Annotated in this window: 23 protein-coding genes; 14 read left to right on the forward strand and 9 right to left on the reverse strand. The window is 64.1% G+C overall.

Annotated features, from left to right (window positions below):
• Entirely contained in the window at positions 1-333 is a 333-nt protein-coding gene (locus KSS90_RS00165) for a DOPA 4,5-dioxygenase family protein (protein WP_011531491.1), read from the forward strand.
• A gap of 90 nt (positions 334-423) precedes the next feature.
• Here the strand turns inward: KSS90_RS00165 and trpA are convergent, their stop codons facing one another.
• The gene (trpA, locus tag KSS90_RS00170; RefSeq protein WP_217867777.1) at positions 424-1,233 is read right to left on the reverse strand and encodes a tryptophan synthase subunit alpha; all 810 of its coding nucleotides are present in this window, start codon (positions 1,231-1,233) and stop codon (positions 424-426) included.
• Positions 1,230-2,447, reverse strand: a complete 1,218-nt coding sequence (gene trpB / locus KSS90_RS00175; protein WP_217867778.1) for a tryptophan synthase subunit beta — start codon at positions 2,445-2,447, stop codon at positions 1,230-1,232. The genes trpA and trpB overlap by 4 nt, the downstream gene beginning before the upstream one ends.
• A 111-nt stretch (positions 2,448-2,558) precedes the next feature.
• Between trpB and KSS90_RS00180 the strand changes: the two genes are divergently transcribed.
• The gene (locus KSS90_RS00180; protein WP_217867779.1) at positions 2,559-3,455 is read left to right on the forward strand and encodes a LysR family transcriptional regulator; all 897 of its coding nucleotides are present in this window, start codon (positions 2,559-2,561) and stop codon (positions 3,453-3,455) included.
• Here KSS90_RS00180 and KSS90_RS00185 read toward each other — a convergent pair.
• Entirely contained in the window at positions 3,452-3,775 is a 324-nt protein-coding gene (locus KSS90_RS00185) for an ElaB/YgaM/YqjD family protein (RefSeq protein WP_023632598.1), read from the reverse strand. The genes KSS90_RS00180 and KSS90_RS00185 overlap by 4 nt on opposite strands.
• A 150-nt stretch (positions 3,776-3,925) precedes the next feature.
• On the opposite strand from KSS90_RS00185, the gene KSS90_RS00190 reads away from it, so the two are divergent.
• Both KSS90_RS00190 and KSS90_RS00195 read left to right on the forward strand, forming a co-directional pair.
• Complete coding sequence (locus KSS90_RS00190) at positions 3,926-4,141, forward strand: dodecin (protein WP_023632599.1); 216 nt, start codon at positions 3,926-3,928, stop codon at positions 4,139-4,141.
• 102 nt (positions 4,142-4,243) lie between these two features.
• Positions 4,244-4,465 (forward strand): DUF1161 domain-containing protein, encoded by a 222-nt coding sequence (locus KSS90_RS00195; protein ID WP_023632600.1) that lies wholly within the window; start codon positions 4,244-4,246, stop codon positions 4,463-4,465.
• A gap of 50 nt (positions 4,466-4,515) precedes the next feature.
• Here KSS90_RS00195 and KSS90_RS00200 read toward each other — a convergent pair whose 3' ends face one another.
• Entirely contained in the window at positions 4,516-5,520 is a 1,005-nt protein-coding gene (locus KSS90_RS00200) for an LLM class flavin-dependent oxidoreductase (protein ID WP_217867780.1), read from the reverse strand.
• A 153-nt stretch (positions 5,521-5,673) separates the two neighbouring features.
• Here KSS90_RS00200 and KSS90_RS00205 point away from each other — a divergent pair, with 153 nt between their 5' ends.
• Together KSS90_RS00205 and KSS90_RS00210 are read left to right on the forward strand one after the other, a co-directional pair.
• A complete protein-coding gene (locus KSS90_RS00205) occupies positions 5,674-6,099 on the forward strand; it encodes an OsmC family protein (RefSeq protein ID WP_217867781.1) in 426 nt (141 codons plus the stop codon).
• 75 nt (positions 6,100-6,174) lie between these two features.
• Positions 6,175-6,408 carry a DUF1161 domain-containing protein gene (locus KSS90_RS00210; RefSeq protein WP_217867782.1) on the forward strand — a complete coding sequence of 78 codons (234 nt, stop codon included), beginning with the start codon at positions 6,175-6,177 and terminating at the stop codon, positions 6,406-6,408.
• A gap of 132 nt (positions 6,409-6,540) precedes the next feature.
• Here the strand turns inward: KSS90_RS00210 and KSS90_RS00215 are convergent, their stop codons facing one another.
• Positions 6,541-6,954, reverse strand: coding sequence for a PA0061/PA0062 family lipoprotein (locus tag KSS90_RS00215; RefSeq protein ID WP_217867783.1), 414 nt, complete (start codon positions 6,952-6,954; stop codon positions 6,541-6,543).
• Positions 6,955-7,009: 55 nt separating this feature from the next.
• Positions 7,010-7,423 carry a PA0061/PA0062 family lipoprotein gene (locus KSS90_RS00220; RefSeq protein WP_217867784.1) on the reverse strand — a complete coding sequence of 138 codons (414 nt, stop codon included), beginning with the start codon at positions 7,421-7,423 and terminating at the stop codon, positions 7,010-7,012.
• 88 nt (positions 7,424-7,511) lie between these two features.
• On the opposite strand from KSS90_RS00220, the gene KSS90_RS00225 reads away from it, so the two are divergent.
• On the forward strand, positions 7,512-8,630 hold the full coding sequence (locus KSS90_RS00225) for an aminopeptidase (RefSeq protein WP_217867785.1): 1,119 nt from the start codon (positions 7,512-7,514) through the stop codon (positions 8,628-8,630).
• A gap of 7 nt (positions 8,631-8,637) precedes the next feature.
• Here KSS90_RS00225 and KSS90_RS00230 read toward each other — a convergent pair whose 3' ends face one another.
• Together KSS90_RS00230 and KSS90_RS00235 are read right to left on the reverse strand one after the other, a co-directional pair.
• Complete coding sequence (locus tag KSS90_RS00230) at positions 8,638-9,285, reverse strand: HAD family hydrolase (protein ID WP_217869709.1); 648 nt, start codon at positions 9,283-9,285, stop codon at positions 8,638-8,640.
• A 20-nt stretch (positions 9,286-9,305) separates the two neighbouring features.
• Positions 9,306-9,854: a gamma carbonic anhydrase family protein gene (locus KSS90_RS00235; RefSeq protein ID WP_102682994.1), complete on the reverse strand. Its 549-nt coding sequence runs from the start codon at positions 9,852-9,854 to the stop codon at positions 9,306-9,308.
• A gap of 66 nt (positions 9,855-9,920) precedes the next feature.
• Between KSS90_RS00235 and prlC the strand changes: the two genes are divergently transcribed.
• The 5 genes from prlC (at position 9,921) to KSS90_RS00260 (ending at position 16,278) form a co-directional block, all read left to right on the forward strand.
• Positions 9,921-12,008 (forward strand): oligopeptidase A, encoded by a 2,088-nt coding sequence (gene prlC / locus KSS90_RS00240; protein WP_217867786.1) that lies wholly within the window; start codon positions 9,921-9,923, stop codon positions 12,006-12,008.
• On the forward strand, positions 12,005-12,289 hold the full coding sequence (locus KSS90_RS00245; protein ID WP_217867787.1) for a YheV family putative zinc ribbon protein: 285 nt from the start codon (positions 12,005-12,007) through the stop codon (positions 12,287-12,289). The genes prlC and KSS90_RS00245 overlap by 4 nt, the downstream gene beginning before the upstream one ends.
• Positions 12,290-12,489: 200 nt before the next feature.
• Positions 12,490-13,545, forward strand: a complete 1,056-nt coding sequence (locus KSS90_RS00250; protein ID WP_217867788.1) for a PA0069 family radical SAM protein — start codon at positions 12,490-12,492, stop codon at positions 13,543-13,545.
• Between the two features lie 289 nt (positions 13,546-13,834).
• The gene (locus KSS90_RS00255) at positions 13,835-14,554 is read left to right on the forward strand and encodes a carbonic anhydrase (RefSeq protein WP_217867789.1); all 720 of its coding nucleotides are present in this window, start codon (positions 13,835-13,837) and stop codon (positions 14,552-14,554) included.
• Positions 14,555-14,742: 188 nt separating this feature from the next.
• The gene (locus KSS90_RS00260) at positions 14,743-16,278 is read left to right on the forward strand and encodes a SulP family inorganic anion transporter (protein ID WP_217867790.1); all 1,536 of its coding nucleotides are present in this window, start codon (positions 14,743-14,745) and stop codon (positions 16,276-16,278) included.
• Positions 16,279-16,400: 122 nt separating this feature from the next.
• On the opposite strand, the gene KSS90_RS00265 is transcribed toward KSS90_RS00260, so the two are convergent.
• The gene (locus KSS90_RS00265; protein WP_217867791.1) at positions 16,401-17,042 is read right to left on the reverse strand and encodes a hypothetical protein; all 642 of its coding nucleotides are present in this window, start codon (positions 17,040-17,042) and stop codon (positions 16,401-16,403) included.
• 381 nt (positions 17,043-17,423) lie between these two features.
• On the opposite strand from KSS90_RS00265, the gene coxB reads away from it, so the two are divergent.
• The gene (gene coxB / locus KSS90_RS00270) at positions 17,424-18,551 is read left to right on the forward strand and encodes a cytochrome c oxidase subunit II (RefSeq protein ID WP_217867792.1); all 1,128 of its coding nucleotides are present in this window, start codon (positions 17,424-17,426) and stop codon (positions 18,549-18,551) included.
• A 43-nt stretch (positions 18,552-18,594) separates the two neighbouring features.
• On the forward strand, positions 18,595-20,184 hold the full coding sequence (gene ctaD, locus KSS90_RS00275; protein ID WP_217867793.1) for a cytochrome c oxidase subunit I: 1,590 nt from the start codon (positions 18,595-18,597) through the stop codon (positions 20,182-20,184).
• Position 20,185 lies beyond the last annotated feature (1 nt).

Here is a 20,185-nt window from a genome sequence, read left to right on the forward strand (position 1 = left end):
GTGCAAAGGATCAAGGGTTACCACGCCCACGTGTACTACGATGCGTCGACCATGGAGCAGGCCCGCGAGCTGTGCGAAGAAGCGACGCGGCTGTTCCCCGTGACCATGGGCCGCATGCACCAGAAACCGGTCGGGCCGCACCCGGACTGGAGCTGTCAGCTGGCGTTCGGGCCGGAGGTGGTGGGGGTGGTGCTGCCGTGGCTGGCGCTGTATCGCAAGGGGTTGGTGGTGTTCCTGCACCCGGAGACCGGGGATGAGCTGGCGGATCACCGCGATCATGCGATCTGGATGGGGGCGATCAGGCCGCTGGATCTGTCGATCTTTGAAGGCTAGGTTGCTCTGACGGCCCTATCGCCGGCAAGCCGGCTCCCACAGGTCTTGTGGGAGCCGGCTTGCCGGCGATCGAGGGCGAAGCCCTCGCGCTTAGTTGCGTGCCGCGCGCACACCTTCAGCCAGCGCCGAGCAAAGGCTCAGCACATCAGTCACGGCCTGCTCGGCACCCTTGGCCTGGGCAATCTTGTCGACCAGCGCCGAGCCCACCACCACGCCATCGGCCAGGCGGGCGATAGCCGCAGCCTGCTCCGGCGTACGAATGCCGAAACCAACGCTGATCGGCAGGTCGGTATGCCGACGCAGGCGCGCAATGGCCTCGGTCACATGCTCGGTGGTCGCCGAGCCCGCACCGGTCACACCGGCCACCGAGACGTAGTAGACGAATCCGGAGCTGCGCTCCAGCACGCGTGGCAGGCGCACGTCGTCGGTAGTCGGGGTGGTCAGGCGGATGAAGTCGATGCCGGCGGCCTGGGCCGGGGTGGCCAGCTCGGCGTCATGCTCGGGCGGCAGGTCGACGATGATCAGGCCATCGACACCAGCTTCCTTGGCTTCGGCGACGAACTGCTCCACGCCGAAGCGATGGATCGGGTTGTAGTAACCCATCAGCACGATCGGGGTGGTTTGGTTATCCACACGGAATTCACGCACCATCTGCAGGGTCTTGGCCAGGGTCTGGCCAGCTTCCAGGGCGCGCAGGGTGGCGAGCTGGATCGCCACGCCGTCGGCCATCGGGTCGGTGAACGGCATGCCCAGCTCGATCACGTCGGCGCCGGCGGCCGGTAGGCCCTTGAGGATTTTCAGCGAGGCATCGTAGCCGGGGTCGCCTGCGGTAACGAAGGTGACCAGTGCCGAGCGGCCTTCGGCCTTGAGATCGGCGAAGCGTTGTTCGAGACGGCTCATGCCTGTTTCTCCTGGGCGGCCATGTGGTTCATCACGGTTTGCATGTCCTTGTCGCCGCGACCGGACAGGCAGATCACCATCAAGTGGTCCTTGGGCAGCGTCGGCGCGCGTTTGATCGCCTCGGCCAGGGCGTGGGAGCTTTCCAGCGCCGGGATGATGCCTTCCAGGCGGCAGCTGATGTGGAAGGCGTCGAGGGCTTCGTCGTCGGTGATGCTCACGTACTCCACGCGCTTCACTTCGTGCAGGTAGGCGTGCTCCGGGCCGATGCCGGGGTAGTCCAGGCCTGCGGAAATCGAGTGGGCGTCGGTGATCTGGCCGTCGTCGTCCTGCAGCAGGTAGGTGCGGTTGCCGTGCAGCACGCCTGGTACGCCGCCGTTCAGGCTGGCCGCGTGCTTGTCGGTGTGTACGCCGTGGCCGCCGGCCTCGACGCCGATGATCTTGACGCTTTCATCTTCGAGGAAGTCGTGGAACAGGCCCATGGCATTGGAGCCGCCGCCGACGCAGGCGATCAGGCTGTCGGGCAGGCGCCCTTCCTTCTCGTGCAGCTGGGCGCGGGTCTCTTTACCGATGATCGACTGGAAGTCGCGGACCATCGCCGGGTACGGGTGGGGACCTGCCACGGTGCCGATCAGGTAGAAGGTGTCTTCGACGTTGGTGACCCAGTCGCGCAGGGCCTCGTTCATGGCGTCCTTGAGCGTGCCGGTGCCAGCGGTGACCGGGACGATCTCGGCGCCCAGCAGCTTCATGCGGAACACGTTAGCCTGCTGGCGCTCGATGTCGGTGGCGCCCATGTAGATCACGCAGGGCAGGCCGAAGCGCGCGGCGACGGTGGCGGTGGCCACGCCGTGCATGCCGGCGCCGGTCTCGGCGATCAGGCGCTTCTTGCCCATGCGCTTGGCCAGCAGCACCTGGCCGATGCAGTTGTTCACCTTGTGCGCGCCGGTGTGGTTGAGTTCTTCACGCTTGAAGAAGATCTTGGCGCCGCCGCAGTGCTCGGTCAGGCGCTCGGCGAAGTACAGCGGGTTGGGGCGGCCAATGTAGTCGCGCTGGAAGTAGGCCAGCTCTTCGAGGAACTTGGGGTCGGCCTTGGCGGCTTCGTATTCGCGGGCAAGGTCGAGTACCAGCGGCATCAGGGTTTCGGCCACGTAGCGGCCGCCGAACGAGCCGAACAGGCCGTTGGCGTCGGGGCCGGGGCGGTATTGGGTCTGGGTCATGGGGCGCTCCGTAGGCGAAGTAGAGATTCGATGGGCTTTACTCTAACCACGACGTGGCCGGCTGAAAACCGATAAGATTGCGCAAACCTGTCAGAAAAACTCACAAGTAAGATGGCTCAGGACCTTCCTCCCCTCAATGCGTTGCGGGCCTTCGAGGCGACAGCCCGGCTGAACAGTGTCAGCCAGGCAGCAGAAGCGCTGCATGTCACCCATGGCGCGGTCAGCCGGCAGATCAAGGTGCTTGAGGAGCATCTGGGGGTAGCCTTGTTCGTCAAGGACGGGCGCGGCGTCAAACTCACAGATGCCGGTGTGCGTCTGCGCGATGCCAGCTTCGAGGCCTTCGACCGGCTGCGCGGTGTCTGCGCCGAGCTTTCCCGCGATGCCGACGAAGCGCCGTTCGTGCTCGGTTGCTCCGGCAGCTTGCTGGCGCGTTGGTTCATCCCCCGCCTGGGGCGCCTGAAAGCCGACCTGCCGGAGCTGCGCCTGCACCTGTCAGCGGGTGAAGGCGACCTTGATCCGCGACGCCCGGGGCTGGACGCACTGCTGGTTTACGCAGAGCCACCGTGGCCGGCGGACATGCAGGTGCATGTGCTCGCCGAGGAACGTATTGGCCCGGTGATGAGCCCGCGCTTTGAGGACTTCGATCGTTTGAAAGCCTCGCCAGCCGTGGCTTTGCAGCATGTTGCCGTACTCCATACGACCTCGCGGCCGCAGGCTTGGCCTACTTGGGCGCGACAGCATGGGCTGGCGCCCGAAACGCTGAAGTACGGGCAAGCCTTCGAGCATCTTTACTATTTGCTGGAAGCCGCAGTGGCCGGGCTGGGTGTGGCTATTGCCCCGCAACCGCTGGTGGCGGACGACCTGAAGGCCGGGCGGCTGGCCGCGCCATGGGGCTTCTCCCCCACCAATGCGGCACTGGCCTTGTGGGTACCCCGGCGCGCCGCGGACGGGCGCGCCGAGCAACTGGCGCAATGGCTGCGCCAGGAGCTGCAGCGACAGACGGGTTAGTTGCGGCGGCACATCAGGTAGGCGGCCAGCAGGCCCAGGGCGCCCACCGCGACACCTGCGGTGGTCCAGGGGTGTTCCTGGGCATAGTCGCGGGTGGCTACGCCGGTTTCGCGGGTGCGGGTCTTCACTTCCTCGTAGGCATCGCTGAGCAGGCTGCGTGAGTGCTTGAGGGCGCTTTCGGCGTTGCCGCGCAGCGTCTTCATGGTCTTCTGCGTTTCTTCCGACGCATCGTGCTTGAGGCCTTCCAGAGTCTTGAGGAGGCTTTCGATCTCGGCTTCCATGCTTTCCAGTGAGGTTTTGCGCAACGCATTGCGTGCCATGTCGACTCTCCTTGCTGAGTGGGGATGTACAGGTTGCGACTGCGCAGCTGGGTGAAAGTGCGATCGAACTTTCCCCTGCGGCGATCGCTCGCAGGTAAACCGGGCCTGTGCTGCTAGGCTCAAGCCACTACCCACTCAAGGAGAGCGCTCATGTCGGATCATCACACCTACAAGAAGATCGAGCTGGTCGGGTCTTCGCCCACCAGCATCGAAGAAGCGATCAACAACGCCCTGGCCGAGGCCGGCAAGAGCATCAAGCACCTGGAATGGTTCGAGGTGATCGATACCCGCGGGCATATCCGTGACAACAAGGCCGCGCATTTCCAGGTGACGCTGAAGGTTGGGTTCCGCATCGCCAACAGCTGAAACCAAGCTGGGCTAGGCTTGCCCGGCGTGTTGGGGTATCAAGGTTGCAGGGCGCGTGCTTCGCGCCCTTTTTGTCTTTGATCTGTACAAGGAAAGCGATCGATGAAGAAATTGATTCTGGCCGTGGGCCTGATGGTGTTGGCTGGCGGCGCGATGGCGGCGGGCAAGCCGTGCGAGGAGCTCAAGGCTGAGATTGCGGCGAAGCTGGATGCCAAAGGGGTCAAGGGGTACTCGCTGGAGATCGTCAACAAGGGCGAGCCGGCCGGCAAGGTAATCGGCAGTTGCGAGGGTGGGACCAAGGAAATCGTCTACCGCCGCGGCTGATCGAGTCCTTATCGCGGGGCAAGTCGCAGCGGCCTGCCCCGCGATTGAGTTCACTCGGCCTTGAGCGCCTGCGCCATCAGTTCATAGGACTTGATCCGGTCGGCGTGCTCATACAGGTCACTGGTAAAGATCAGCTCGTCTGCCCCCGTCTGCTCAAGCAACACCTCGACCTTCGCCCGCACCTTCTGCGGGCTGCCGATCATCGCCAGGCCCAGGAAGCTACTCACCGCATCACGTTCATGGGGCAGCCAAAGGCCATTCATGCTCTCGACGGGCGGACGCTGCATCAGGCTCTGGCCACGGATCAGCGCGAGGATGCGCTGGTACACCGAGGTGGCCAGGTATTCGGCCTTTTCGTCGGTTTCAGCCACTACCATCGGAATGCCCAGCATCACGTAAGGCTTGTCCAGCGTCGTCGACGGTTTGAAATGGTCGCGATAGATGCGGATCGCCTCGTGCATGTAGCGCGGCGCGAAATGCGAAGCAAAGGCGTAGGGCATGCCGCGCATGCCGGCGAGTTGGGCGCTGAACAGGCTGGAGCCGAGCAGCCACATGGGCACCTCGGTGTCGTGGCCGGGTACGGCGATGACCTTCTGGTCGTCGGTGCGCGGGCCCAGGTAGCGCGACAGCTCTTCGACATCGTCCGGAAAGTCGTCGGCGCTGCCGGAGCGCTCGCGGCGCAAGGCGCGGGCGGTCATCTGGTCGGAACCGGGGGCGCGGCCCAGGCCCAGGTCGATGCGGCCTGGGTACAGGCTGGCGAGGGTGCCGAACTGTTCGGCGATCACCAGCGGTGCGTGGTTGGGCAGCATCACCCCGCCAGAGCCGATGCGGATGGTCGAGGTACCACCGGCGAGGTAACCGATCAGCACGGCGGTGGCCGAGCTGGCGATACCGTCCATGTTGTGGTGTTCGGCGACCCAGAAGCGGTTGTAGCCGAAACGCTCGACGTGTTGCGCCAGGTCCAGCGAATTGCGCAACGCTTGCGCCGGGCCGCCGTCGGCGCGCACGGGCACCAGGTCGAGGGTGGAAATCTTCAGGTCTCGCAGGTGCGTCATTGGAGCCTCCGCTACAGGTGGTTGGCCATGGGCCTTCTGGACTCTGTATGGGCATATTCGCTGGATTCAATGCCTTCTTGCGGATTGATCTGAACTTGGCGTGGGCCTGGTCCTCAGAACCTTAGACACCCCAACCCTGTGACAGGAGGCAGCATGAAGAAGACAGCATCGGCGGTCTGGCAAGGTGGCCTGAAGGATGGCAAGGGCCAGATATCCACTGAAAGCGGCGCGCTCAAGCAAGCGCCCTACGGCTTCAACACCCGTTTCGAAGGCTCGCCCGGGACCAACCCGGAAGAGCTGATCGGCGCTGCCCATGCCGGCTGCTTCTCCATGGCGTTGTCGATGATGTTGGGTGAGGCGGGATTCACGCCGGAACGGATCGACACTCACGCCGAGGTGAGTCTGGACAAGCAGGCCGATGGCTTTGCCATCACCGCCGTTCACTTGATCCTCAAGGCCAGCGTGCCTGGGGCCAGCGAGGCGCAGTTCCAGGAGATCGCCAACAAGGCCAAGGCCGGCTGCCCGGTGTCCAAGGTGTTGAACGCGACGATCAGCCTGGACGCCACCTTGCTTTCCTAGGCGGCGTAACGGCGGCGGTTTGCTGTAGTCTAAACAGCGTTGGCAGCTCGTCTGCCCTGTTTCAGGAGCCGTTCCATGATCCGCGTAGTAATTGGTGTGCTGGCTTCCCTGCTGGCCACGGCTGCCCTGGCTGCGCCCAAGCCGTGCGAGGAACTGAAGGCCGAGATCGAAGCGAAGATCCAGGCGAACAAGGTTTCTTCCTACACGCTGGAGATCGTGCCAAATGCCGAGGTCAGTGACCCCAACATGGTCGTGGGAAGTTGTGAGGGTGGAACCAAGAAGATCATCTACCAGAAGAACGATCGATAACACAGGGGCCGCGTTGCGGCCCATCGCCGGCAAGCCGGCTCCCACATGGTTTGCGTCATTCTCCAGGTCGGCGCCATGACTGTGGGAGCCGGCTTGCCGGCGAAAGGGCTGCGCAGCAGCCCCGTGGTTCACTCAAGGAATGCAGGTGACGTTGCTCGGTTCGTTCACCACCACCTTGCGGCTGGCGTCGTACAACAGCACCTGCGGCTGCATCGCCGGAGCCCGGGCCTCCAGGCGGTAACGCTCGCCAGCCTTGAAATCGTCGTAGCGCACGGTCAGGTAGCAGGTCCGCTCGGTCGGGTCGGTACTGAAGCCACCGGCGTAGATCTCGTAGTCGAAGCGCACCACCAGTTCATGCCGGCCCGGCGTCACCTGAAAATAGCGGCCATCGTCCAGGCGCTTGCCGTCCAGGCGGTCGGCCATGAGGGTGCGGCCGGGAGTGATGGTGTACATGTCGATCCAGGCCTTGCTAGGGTCGGCGGGGGGCAAGGGGCTGGCGCAAGCCCCCAAAGCACTGAGGGCCATCAGCATCATGGGCTGGCGCATGGTGAAACTCCCGCTCACGGTTCACAGGCTACAAGCATAGCGCCGTTCGCGGTGTTCAGGTGCGCTGGCAGCCTGCCGGTTCGCCCTGGCCGATCAGCTTCTGGCGCTGGTCGTAGAGTTTGATCCACGGCCGGAAACCGATGCTGCCGGCCTGCATCTGGTAGCGCTGGCCGGCAGTGAAGTCCTTGAAGGTGAGGTTGAGCTGGCAGTCGCGCCACAGCGGATGCTCCACCGGGCCGATGTTGCTGGGCGTCACGGCGAACTGGTAGCGCACTGTCAGTTCATGGTTGCCGGGCTGTACCTCGAAATAGCGGCTGTCGGTCCAGTCGCGCTCATCCACTTGCAGGGCGTGCAGCGAATCGTTGTCACCCGGAGCCAGGTCTACCCAGGCCTGATTCGGGTCCGGGTCGGGCAAGGTGGAACACCCGGTCAACAGCACGAGCGTGCCGACGGCAAACAGTGTACGCATGGCAAAGCTTCCCCTTGGCGAGATAGTCTTGGTCGCATTCGGCCGACGAGCGAGATAGACAGCCTCGATGTTTGGACTTTTTCTTTTCATGCGCTGCAGCCGTCGGGCTCTCGACCGCGTTTTCACCCGGTTTGTTCCCGTGACGCTGGGTGTCCTGCTGAGCGGTTGCTCAAGCGTGGGCTATTACGGTCAGCTGGCCGAGGGGCAATGGCAGCTGTTGCGGGCACGCCAACCGCTGGAACGGGTGATTGCAGACCCTGCCACCAGCCCGGCCTTGCGTCAGCGCCTGTTGTTCGCCGAAAAAGCCCGGGCCTTCGCCAGCGCGCAACTGAGGTTGCCGGACAACGGCAGCTACCGCGTGTATGCCGACCTCGGCCGGCCCTACGTGGTGTGGAACGTGTTCGCCACCCCGGAGCTGTCATTGCAGCCGGTGACCCATTGTTTCCCCATCGCCGGTTGCGTGGCCTATCGCGGCTACTACCGCCAGGGTGCCGCCCGCGGAGCGGCGGCGCTGATGCGCCAGGAGGGTCTGGATGTCTATGTCGGGGGCGTGGAGGCCTACTCCACCCTGGGCTGGTTCGACGACCCGATTCTTTCGACCATGACCGGCTGGGGCGAGGAACGCCTGGCCACGGTGATTTTCCACGAGTTGGCGCATCAGCGCTTCTACGTACAGGACGATACCGAGTTCAACGAATCGTTCGCGTCGTTCGTCGAGCAGGAGGGCACCCGGCAATGGCGCGCGGCGCGCGGGATGGAGGCGGTCGAGGAGCATGGTGCCGGGCAACGCGACGCCTTCATACGCCTGGTGCTCGCCAGCCGCGAGCGCCTGCAGGCGATCTATGCCGGGCCGCTGGATGCGGCGGGCAAGAGGGCGGCCAAGCAGACGGAGTTCGAACGGTTGCGGCGCGAGTACCGAGAGGTGCGGGATCGGGATTGGGCCGGGGATCGGCGTTTCGATGCCTGGATGTACGGGCCGATGAACAATGCGAAGTTGTTGCCGTTTGGCCTGTATGACCAGTGGGTGCCGGCTTTTTCGCAGTTGTTCAAAGAGGTTGGTGGGGATTGGCTGCGGTTTTATGAGCGGGTGGAGGCGCTTGGGAGGTTGCCGATCGAGCAGCGCAAATTGGCGTTGGCAGCGCTGGCCTCATCACGGGGCAAGCCCGCTCCCACGACAGCGCGTGGGGGCGGGCCTGATCCGCGATAAAGCGGGATCAGCGCACGAATGCCTGGTGCAGCTCGGCCAGCGTCTCGAAGTGGAACGCCGGCGCCTCGGCCTCCAGCTCCTCCCGGCTGCCGAACCCATAGCCCACCGCCACCGCCTGCAAACCGTTGCTCCGCGCACCGATCAGGTCATGCTTGCGATCCCCGATCATCAAGGTCTGCGTCGGATCCAGCCCCTCTTCGTCCAGCAGGTGGCGGATCAGCTCGACCTTGTTGGTCCGCGTGCCATCGAGCTCGCTGCCGTAGATCACCTTGAAGTGATGGTCGAAGGCGAAATGCCGGGCGATTTCGCGGGCGAACTCCCAGGGTTTTGAGGTGGCGATGTACAGGGTGCGGCCTTGGCCATTGAGCGCTTGCAGCAACTCGGGCACGCCGTCGAACATCAGGTTTTCGTACAGCCCGGTTACCTTGAAGCGTTCACGGTAGAAGTTCACCGCGTCCCAGGCCTTGGCCTCGTCGAAGGCATAGAACTGCATGAACGCCTGCAGCAAGGGCGGGCCGATGAAGTGCTCGAGGCGGGTAAGGTCCGGCTCGTCGATGCCCAGCTTGGCCAGGGCGTACTGGATCGAGCGGGTGATGCCCAGGCGCGGGTCGGTCAGGGTGCCGTCGAGGTCGAAGAGGATGTTCTGCTGGTGCATGGTGTTCTCTGCAGTCGAATTCATTCCGGGCGGTCGTAGCCTTCGGCCAGGTGCTGGTCCTTGAGCTTGACGTAGTTGCCGGCGCTGTAGGGGAAGAACGCGTGTTCCTGCTCGCTCAGCAGGCGCACCTGCTTCACCGGGCTGCCCATGTACAGGTAGCCGCTGACCAGGCGCTTGCCGGGTGGCACCAGGCTGCCGGCGCCGATGATCACTTCGTCCTCGACGATGGCGCCGTCCATGATGGTGCTGCCCATGCCGACCAGGATGCGATTGCCCAGGGTACAGCCATGCAGCATGACTTTGTGACCGATGGTCACCTCGTCGCCGATGATCAGTGGGTAGCCATCGGGGTTGAACGGCCCGGCGTGGGTGATGTGCAGCACGCTGCCGTCCTGCACGCTGGTGCGCGCGCCGATACGGATGCGGTGCATGTCGCCGCGTACCACGGTCAGCGGCCAGATCGAGCTGTCCTCGCCGATCTCGACGTCGCCGATGACCACCGCCGAACGGTCGACGAAGGCCCGTGGTCCCACTTTCGGCGTGTGTTCCCGAAACGTGCGGATGGCCATGATAGTGTTCCTCTGCAATGCCGATAGGCAGGCTGCCTGCTGCGGTCGGCGTCGATTGTAATTAAGATGGTCCCGTGTTTCTCCTGCCAAGGTACCCGAACCGTGAGTGCGAACAACCCGCTGCTGCAGTCCCATGATCTGCCGCCCTTCTCGGCGATCCGCGCCGAGCATGTGCTGCCGGCGATCGAGCAGATCCTCGCCGACAACCGCAAGGCCATCGCCGAGATCCTCGAAAAGCAGGGCAAGAGCCCGACCTGGGCCGGCCTGGTGCTGGCGATGGACGAACTCAACGACCGCCTGGGCGCCGCCTGGAGCCCGGTCAGCCACCTCAACGCGGTGTGCAACAGCCAGGAACTGCGCGAGGCCTACGAGTCGTGCCTGCCGGCCCTGAGCGCCTATTCCACCGAACTGGGCCAGAACCGTGCCCTGTTCGAGGCTTATGAAGCCTTGGCCGCCAGCCCTGAAGCCGCCAGCTTCGACGTGGCGCAGAAGACCATCATCGACCACGCCCTGCGCGATTTCCGCCTGTCGGGCATCGACTTGCCGGCCGACAAGCAGCAGCGCTACGCCGAGGTGCAGAGCAAGCTCAGCGAACTGGGCAGCCGCTTCTCCAACCAACTGCTCGACGCCACCCAGGCCTGGACCAAGCACGTCACCGAAGAAGCCGCGCTGGCCGGCCTGACCGACTCGGCCAAGGCGCAGATGGCCGCCGCAGCGCAGGCCAAGGGCCTGGACGGCTGGCTGATTACCCTGGAGTTCCCCAGCTACTACGCAGTGATGACCTACGCCAGCGACCGCGCCCTGCGCGAAGAGCTGTATGCCGCCTACTGCACCCGTGCCTCCGACCAGGGCCCGAATGCCGGCCAGTTCGACAACGGCCCGGTGATGGAAGAGATCCTCGACCTGCGCCAGGAGCTGGCCGGACTGCTGGGTTACAAGAACTTCGCCGAGCTGAGCCTGGCCACCAAGATGGCCGAATCCAGCGACCAGGTGCTGAGTTTCCTGCGCGACCTGGCCAAGCGTTCCAAGCCATTCGCCGCCCAGGACCTGGAGCAGCTCAAGGCCTATGCCGCCGAGCAAGGCACCCCCGAGCTGGCCAGCTGGGACGCCGGCTACTTCGGCGAGAAGCTGCGCGAGCAGCGCTACAGCGTGTCCCAGGAAGCGCTGCGCGCCTACTTCCCGATCGACAAGGTGCTGTCCGGCCTGTTCGTCATCGTGCAGCGCCTGTACGGCATCGAGATCAACGAACTCAAGGGCTTCGACAGCTGGCACCCGGATGTGCGCCTGTTCGAGATCAAGGAAAACGGCCAGCACGTCGGGCGCTTCTTCTTCGACCTCTACGCCCGCGCCAACAAGCGCGGCGGCGCATGGATGGACGGCGCCCGCGACCATCGCCGCACCGCCAATGGCAGCCTGCAGAGCCCGGTGGCCAACCTGGTGTGCAACTTCACCCCAGCCACTCCAGGCAAGCCTGCACTGCTGACCCACGACGAAGTCACCACGCTGTTCCACGAGTTCGGGCACGGTCTGCACCACCTGCTGACTCGCATCGAGCATGCCGGCGTGTCTGGTATCAACGGCGTGGCCTGGGACGCGGTGGAGCTGCCGAGCCAGTTCATGGAGAACTGGTGCTGGGAGCCCGAGGGCCTGGCGCTGATCTCCGGCCACTACGAGACCGGTGAGGCATTGCCCCAGGACCTGCTGGACAAGATGCTGGCGGCGAAGAACTTCCAGTCCGGCATGATGATGGTGCGCCAGCTGGAGTTCTCGCTGTTCGACTTCGAGCTGCACGCCACCCACGGCGACGGCCGCAGCGTGCTGCAGGTGCTCGAAGGCGTGCGCGACGAGGTCTCGGTGATGCGTCCGCCGGCCTACAATCGCTTCCCCAACAGCTTCGCGCACATCTTCGCCGGCGGCTACGCGGCGGGCTACTACAGCTACAAGTGGGCCGAAGTGCTGTCGGCCGATGCCTTCTCGCGCTTCGAAGAAGAAGGCGTGCTCAATGCCGAGACCGGCCGCGCGTTCCGCGAGGCGATCCTGGCCCGGGGCGGTTCTCGCGAGCCGATGGTGCTGTTCGTCGACTTCCGTGGCCGTGAGCCTTCCATCGATGCACTGCTGCGCCACTGCGGCCTGAGCGAGGACGCAGCGGCATGAGTGAGGTAGCTGTGAGCATAACCAAGCGACGCTTTATCGCCGGGGCCGTGTGCCCGGCGTGCAGCGAGATGGACAAGCTGATGATGTGGAGCGTGGATGGCGTGCCGCACCGTGAGTGCGTGGGCTGCGGGTTCACCGACACCCTGAACGAACAAGGGTTGTCGGTGCCTTCCGAGCTTGGCACCCGGGTCAACCAACTGGCGCCGAAGGCGGCACCTGTGAAAGTGCAGGTGCAGACCGTGCAGTTCTTCCCCAATCCGAAGCTGAAGAAGCCTGAGTGATACTGGGGCCGCTTTGCGGCCCATCGCCGGCAAGCCGGCTCCCACAGGGTATCGCGCTCTTCTGTGGGAGCCGGCTTGTCGTGGCGACGAACCGCGGCGATGGGCTGCGCAGCAGCCCTTTGCAATCCGCCTGATGGCACTGGCACTCCAGATAAACCCGGATTACTGTATGCGCATACAGTGATCCGGGTTTTTTAATCATGAAGCCAACCTCCCTCCGTGGCCGCGGCACCGCCGCCAACCCGCACAACCGTTTCGCCCCCAACCACTCTGTGGCCGAGGACGACGGCTGGTACCAGGAAGTCCCGCTCACGCAAGGTACCGAGGTGCGAATCGAGCTGGCCAAGACCATCATCGCCCGCAATACCTCCCCCGACCTGCCCTTCGACCGCTCCATCAACCCCTACCGTGGCTGCGAGCACGGCTGCATCTACTGCTACGCCCGGCCCAGCCACGCCTACTGGGACCTCTCCCCCGGCCTGGACTTCGAAACCAAGCTGATCGCCAAGACCAACGCCGCCGAGGTGCTAGAACAGCAACTGAGCAAGCCCGGCTACGTCTGTGCGCCGATCAATCTGGGCTCCAACACCGACCCTTATCAGCCCATCGAGCGCGAACAGCAACTCACCCGGCGCCTGCTGGAGGTGCTGCTGCGCTACCGCCACCCGGTCACCATCGTCACCAAGGGCTCGCTGATCTTGCGCGATCTCGACCTGATCAGCGAACTGGCCAGCCAGCGCCTGGCGCGGGTGATGATCAGCCTGACCACCCTGGACGATGAGCTCAAGCGTACGCTAGAGCCCCGCGCAGCCGCACCGAAAGCGCGTTTGCGCGCGATTCGGGTCTTGCGCGAGGCCGGTGTGCCGGTGGGCGTGCTGTGTTCGCCGATGATCCCGATGATCAACGACAGTGAACTGGAACGCCTGCTGGAGGCGGCGAAGGACGCCGGCGCGCAGAGCGCGGCGTACATGATGCTGCGATTGCCGCTGGAGGTGGCGCCGTTGTTCGAGCAGTGGCTGCGCGATCATTACCCGCAACGCGCCGACCATGTGCTGAGCCTGATCCGCCAGAGCCGTGGTGGCGAGCTGTACGACAGCCGATTTGGCGCGCGAATGCGTGGTGAAGGGGTGTTCGCCGAGTTGCTGGCGCAGCGGTTTCGCAAGGCAGCGAGGCGCCTGGGGTTCGAGGGGCGGGAGGAGCTGGCGCTCGATTGCATGGCGTTCTGCCCGCCGGGTGGGCAAATGGCGTTGTTCTGAATGTGTGTAAAAGCCATCATCGAATACCGCTCATGTAAGCCGCTAATTTCTTTGCTGGCTATTGGCAATTGATGCTTTTTTGCTATTATCCAAATCCCGCCAAAAACTTCTGGAACGCCCGTTCTAGAGCCTTCCAAATTAAGTTTCAGTTAAGTTTTCTTCGCTAGCGTAGGCCCCCAGTCCACCTCGACTGTGATCTATTGCCTGTGCGCGTCATCTAATCCCCGCATAGCCATAATCTTTCCCCGGTAACATGGAACTTACCTTCAAACCGTCAAGAGGATGAATCATGCCCATCAAGGACCCATCCAAGGTTGTCCCGGCCGCACCCGCCGAAAGCGCCGATGCCGCCCTGAAGCATATCGTCGACGGCTTCCTGCGGTTCCACACCGAGGTCTTCCCCGAGCAGCAAGAGCTGTTCAAGAAGCTAGCCACCGCGCAAAAGCCCCGCGCGATGTTCATCACCTGTGCCGACTCGCGCATCGTCCCCGAGCTGATCACCCAAAGTTCGCCGGGCGACCTTTTCGTCACCCGTAACGTCGGTAACGTCGTACCGCCGTACGGGCAGATGAACGGCGGTGTGTCGAGCGCCATCGAGTACGCGGTGCTGGCCTTGGGCGTGCATCACATCATCGTCTGCGGCCACTCCGACTGTGGCGCCATGCGCGCGGTGCTCAACCCGCACTCGCTGGACAAGATGCCGACCGTTGCGGCCTGGCTGCGCCACGCCGAGGTGGCGCGTACCGTGGTCGAAGACAACTGCTCCTGCGATACCCCGCACGAAAGCATGCAGCTGGTGACCAAGGAAAACGTCATCGCTCAACTCCATCACCTGCGCACCCACCCGTCGGTGGCTTCGCGCCTGGCCGCGGGCCAGCTGCACATCCATGGCTGGCTGTACGATATCGAGACCAGCCAGATCGAAGCCTACGATGCCGCCAGCGACCGCTTCCTGCCGCTGACCGCAGGCCAGCCGATCCCCAGCGCCACTCCGAGAGGCCGCTACTAAGCGACCCGACCACGCTGAAAAAACCTTGATAGCCGGCTGCACCCCACGGGTGCGGCGCGGCCTTCGCCTGCCTTGAATTCCCCTGAACGCCTTGCCGGCAAACCCGCTGGCGGCCCGCGCCTGCGCGCGATTCAGGGTTCACAGTGCTCGCGGCCAGAGGAATGGCCGTGAATCGATAAAGGAGCGTCATGGTGAACAAGACACAGATCAAAGCGGCATTGCCGCGCGAGTTGCTCGCTTCGGTGGTGGTGTTCCTGGTGGCCCTGCCCTTGTGCATGGGCATCGCCATCGCCTCGGGCATGCCACCGGCCAAGGGCCTGATCACCGGGATCATCGGCGGCATCGTGGTGGGCTTTCTGGCCGGCTCGCCGCTGCAAGTCAGTGGCCCGGCGGCGGGCCTGGCGGTGCTGGTGTTCGAGCTGGTGCGCCAGCACGGCGTGGCCATGCTCGGGCCAATCCTGCTGCTGGCGGGCCTGCTGCAGTTGCTCGCCGGGCGGTTGAAGCTGGGATGCTGGTTCCGGGTGACCGCGCCAGCGGTGGTGTACGGCATGCTTGCTGGTATCGGTGTGCTGATCGTGCTGTCCCAGATGCATGTGATGTTCGATAGCGCACCGCAACCGTCGGGCGTGGACAACTTGCTGGGCTTCCCGACAACGCTGGTCGCAGCGCTGCCGCTGGAAAGCGCGGGCAATGGCTGGCAGGCCGGCGCGCTGGGCCTGGGCACTATCGCCATCATGTGGGGCTGGGAGCGCTTGCGCCCGCAGCGGCTGCGCTTCATCCCGGGTGCGTTGCTGGGGGTGGCGGCGATGACCGCCATCAGCCTGTGGCTGGCGCTGCCGGTCAATCGTGTGCAGGTGCCGGCGGACCTGTCCCAGGCCATCGACTGGCTGCGCCCGGACGACCTGCTCAAGCTGGCCGACCCGACCCTGCTGGTGGCGGCCTTCGCCCTGGCCTTCATCGCCAGCGCCGAGACCTTGTTGTCCGCGGCGGCAGTCGATCGCATGCACAGTGGCCAGCGCTCGGATTTCGACCGAGAGCTGTCGGCGCAGGGTATCGGCAACATGCTCTGCGGCGTGCTCGGCGCGTTGCCGATGACCGGGGTGATCGTACGCAGTTCGGCCAATGTCCAGGCCGGTGCGCAGACCCGCGCCTCGGCGATCCTGCATGGCCTGTGGTTGTTGGCGTTCGTCGTGGCGCTGAGCAGTGTGCTGCAGCAGATCCCGGTGGCCAGCCTGGCCGGGGTGCTGGTCTATACCGGGGTGAAGCTGGTCGACTTCAAGGCATTCCGCGGCCTGGGCCGCTATGGGCGGATGCCGATGTTCACCTATGCGGCGACGGCCCTGGCAATCATCTTTACCGACTTGCTGACCGGCGTGCTGCTGGGCTTTGCCCTGACCCTGCTGAAGCTGGCGTTGAAGGCGGCGCGGTTGAAGATCAACCTGGTGATGTTGGACAAGCCGGGGCACATGGAGCTGCGCCTTGGCGGCGCGGCCACCTTCCTCAAAGTGCCGGCTCTGGCCCAGGTGCTCGATAGCGTGCCGGAGGGGACAACACTGCACGTGCCCCTCGGCAACCTGAGCTATATCGACCATTCCTGCCTGGAGCTGTTGGAGGACTGGGGCCGCAGCGGCGCAGCCAAGGGCTCGCGGCTGGTGCTGGAGCAGCGGCGTTTGAAACGCCGGGTCGAGGGACGGTTGCGGACTACGGCGGGGGTTGGCGTCTAAGAGGGCCGCCTAGCGGCCCATCGCCGGCAAGCCGGCTCCCACGATGACGGCGCCGGTATCAAACCCTGCGTTGTACTTGTGGGAGCCGGCTTTCCGGCGATGAGGCCAGTCGAGATGCAAGCTCAGGCCGACTGGCTCAACTCCACGCCCAGCTGGCGCGACAGGCACGGCCAGCGTTTCCAGGCCTCTCCGGTTTCCGGGTTCGACAGCTTGTCGCGATAGCGCTCCACTGACTCCACGGCGAAGCTCTCGTCATCGAGCATCTCGTCCACCGAGTGATGCACCACCTCATCTAGCTGGTTGGCGAAGGTCTCGCCGATCAGCTGGTGGGCGATCAGGTTGGCGACCGTGGTATCCACCGGAATCAGCGGCTGCTGGAAGTGGCGGATATACAGGTCGTTGACCTCCTCGACCAGGCGATGCGCCAGGTAGGCCTCGTCCAGCAGGCAATCGAGCCCGACCTGTCCCGCCATCACGGTCGGTGGCTGCAGGAAATAGGCCTCGGCAATCTTCAGCACCGGCTTGATCTGCGATTCGATGCCGGCCTCGAGGGCCACGGTGTGCGCGGCTTCGAGCAGTTCTGGAACCTCGTTGATATAGGCGCCGACGAAGCGGGCCAAAGTACCCTGGGCGTCCTGCTTGGGTAGGTGGATCGAAGGGTGCAGGTGTGGCAGTTGCTTCTCGAGACGGTTCTTCAGTTGGCCTGTGCGGCTCTCATGTTGATGGGCGTTTTCGATCTGCTCGCGTACAGCAGCGATGTTCATGACAACTCCAGGGACAAGGCGTTACAAACGGAAGACACTAAGTTAGCTTGCTTACGAGAATCGCTAAGACGCATTTGTTATATCTCTTAGGCGCGTGTAGGAAATTCGCTATATCAATGTGCCATTATTGTGTCCCGGCCCAGTATCCATGCGCCTTTCAGCGCAAACGTTTGGTTGCATGAAGATCATTTCAGTCCCTGCGTTGCGCCCCATTGGTCGGTGTCTATACTCCGCTTGAAACGTGATTCGTTGATGAGGCCCGACTGCCTTAAGCAGGGGGCTCGGTCGTCGAAGCCAGGCAGTCTTGGCCACCGTTCCCCCCTTTGTCGTAGCAGGTCGTCCACGCCTCCGGGACTACAAGAACGATAAGGGGAACCCGCAATGATGCGACATCCACATGTCTGGATGGGCCTGTTGCTGTGGTCATTGTTTGGTCAGGCACAGGCAGCATGGACGGTGAACATGGCGCCCGGGGCGACGGAAGTCTCCCACGCGGTGTTCGACCTGCACATGACCATCTTCTGGATCTGCGTAATCATCGGCATCGTGGTGTTCGGCGCGATGTTCTGGTCGATGGTCATCCACCGCCGCTCCACCGGGCAGAAGGCCGCGCACTTCCACGAGCACACCTGGGTCGAGATCCTCTGGACCGTCGTGCCCTTCCTGATCCTCGTGGCCATGGCCATTCCGGCCACCAAGACCCTGATCGACATCTACGACGCCAGCGACTCGGACATCGATATCCAGGTCACCGGTTACCAGTGGAAGTGGCACTACAAGTACCTGGGCCAGGACGTCGAGTTCTTCAGCAACCTGGCCACCCCCGCCGAGCAGATCCACAACAAGTCACCGAAGGACGAGCACTACCTGCTCGAAGTCGACCAGCCGCTGGTGCTGCCGGTGGGCGCCAAGGTGCGCTTCCTGGTGACCGCCGCCGACGTCATCCATTCCTGGTGGGTGCCGGCCTTCGCGGTCAAGCGTGATGCCATCCCCGGTTTCGTCAACGAGGCCTGGACCCGGGTCGAGAAGCCGGGCATCTATCGCGGCCAATGCACCGAGCTGTGCGGCAAGGACCATGGCTTCATGCCGGTGGTGGTCGAGGTGAAATCCAAGGCCGACTACGACACCTGGCTCGGCGAGCGCAAGGCCGAGGCGGCCAAGCTCAAGGAGCTGACCAGCAAGGAATGGACCCTCGAAGAGCTGGTGGCACGTGGCGACAAGGTCTACCACACCACCTGCGTGGCCTGTCACCAGGCCGAAGGCCAGGGCTTGCCGCCGATGTTCCCTGCCCTCAAGGGCTCGAAGATCGCCACCGGGCCCAAGGAAGCGCACCTGGGCATCGTCTTCCACGGCAAGCCGGGCACCGCCATGGCGGCATTCGGCAAGCAGCTTTCGGAAGTCGATATCGCCGCGGTGGTCACCTACGAGCGCAACGCCTGGGGCAACAACAAGGGCGACATGGTCACGCCGAAGGACGTGCTGGCGCTCAAGCAGGCCGAAGCGCAATGAACCGGGCTACCCGCGGCAGTCAGTGGATTGCAGGAGACAGGACATGAGTGCAGTGATCGACGACCACGCCCACGGTCATGAACACGCCCACGGCCCGGCCAAGGGCCTGATGCGCTGGGTGCTGACCACCAACCACAAGGACATCGGCACGATGTACCTGTGGTTCGCCTTCACCATGTTCCTGCTCGGCGGCTCGTTCGCCATGGTGATCCGCGCCGAGCTGTTCCAGCCCGGCCTGCAGATCGTGGAGCCGGCGTTCTTCAACCAGATGACCACCATGCACGGGCTGATCATGGTGTTCGGCGCGGTGATGCCGGCCTTCGTCGGCCTGGCCAACTGGATGATCCCGCTGATGATCGGCGCGCCGGACATGGCCCTGCCGCGGATGAACAACTTCAGCTTCTGGCTGCTGCCGGCGGCCTTCCTGCTGCTGGTCTCGACCCTGTTCAGCCCGGGCGGCGGGCCGAACTTCGGCTGGACCTTCTACGCCCCGCTGTCGACCACCTACGCGCCGGCCAGCGTGACCTTCTTCATCTTCGCCATCCACCTGATGGGCATCAGCTCGATCATGGGCGCGATCAACGTGATCGCCACCATCCTCAACCTGCGCGCCCCGGGCATGACCCTGATGAAGATGCCGCTGTTCGTCTGGACCTGGTTGATCACCGCGTTCCTGCTGATCGCGGTGATGCCGGTGCTGGCGGGCGTGGTGACCATGATGCTGATGGACATCCACTTCGGCACCAGCTTCTTCAGCGCCGCCGGTGGCGGTGACCCGGTGCTGTTCCAGCACGTGTTCTGGTTCTTCGGCCACCCCGAGGTGTACATCATGATCCTGCCGGCGTTCGGCGCGGTCAGCTCGATCATCCCGGCGTTCTCGCGCAAACCGCTGTTCGGCTACACCTCGATGGTCTACGCCACCGGGGCGATCGCCTTCCTGTCGTTCATCGTCTGGGCCCACCACATGTTCGTGGTCGGTATCCCGGTGGTGGGCGAGCTGTTCTTCATGTACGCGACCATGCTGATCGCCGTGCCCACCGGGGTGAAGGTGTTCAACTGGGTCAGCACCATGTGGGAGGGTTCGCTGACCTTCGAGACGCCGATGCTGTTCGCCATCGCCTTCGTCATCCTGTTCACCATTGGTGGTTTCTCCGGGTTGATGCTGGCCATCGCACCGGCGGACTTCCAGTACCACGACACCTACTTCGTGGTGGCGCACTTCCACTATGTGCTGGTGCCCGGGGCGATCTTCGGCATCTTCGCCTCGGCCTACTACTGGCTGCCGAAGTGGACCGGGCACATGTACGACGAAACACTGGGCAAGCTGCACTTCTGGCTGTCGTTCATCGGCATGAACCTGGCCTTCTTCCCCATGCACTTCGTCGGGCTTGCCGGCATGCCGCGGCGGATCCCCGACTACAACCTGCAGTTCGCCGACTTCAACATGGTCTCGTCGATCGGTGCGTTCATGTTCGGCGCCACGCAGATCTTCTTCCTGTTCATCGTCATCAAGTGCATCCGTGGCGGCGCGCCGGCGCCGGCCAAACCGTGGGACGGTGCCGAGGGGCTGGAGTGGTCGATCCCGTCGCCGGCGCCCTACCACACCTTCCAGACTCCGCCGGAAGTGAAGTAGG

This window comes from Pseudomonas maumuensis (genome assembly GCF_019139675.1).
Lineage (GTDB): Bacteria > Pseudomonadota > Gammaproteobacteria > Pseudomonadales > Pseudomonadaceae > Aquipseudomonas > Aquipseudomonas maumuensis.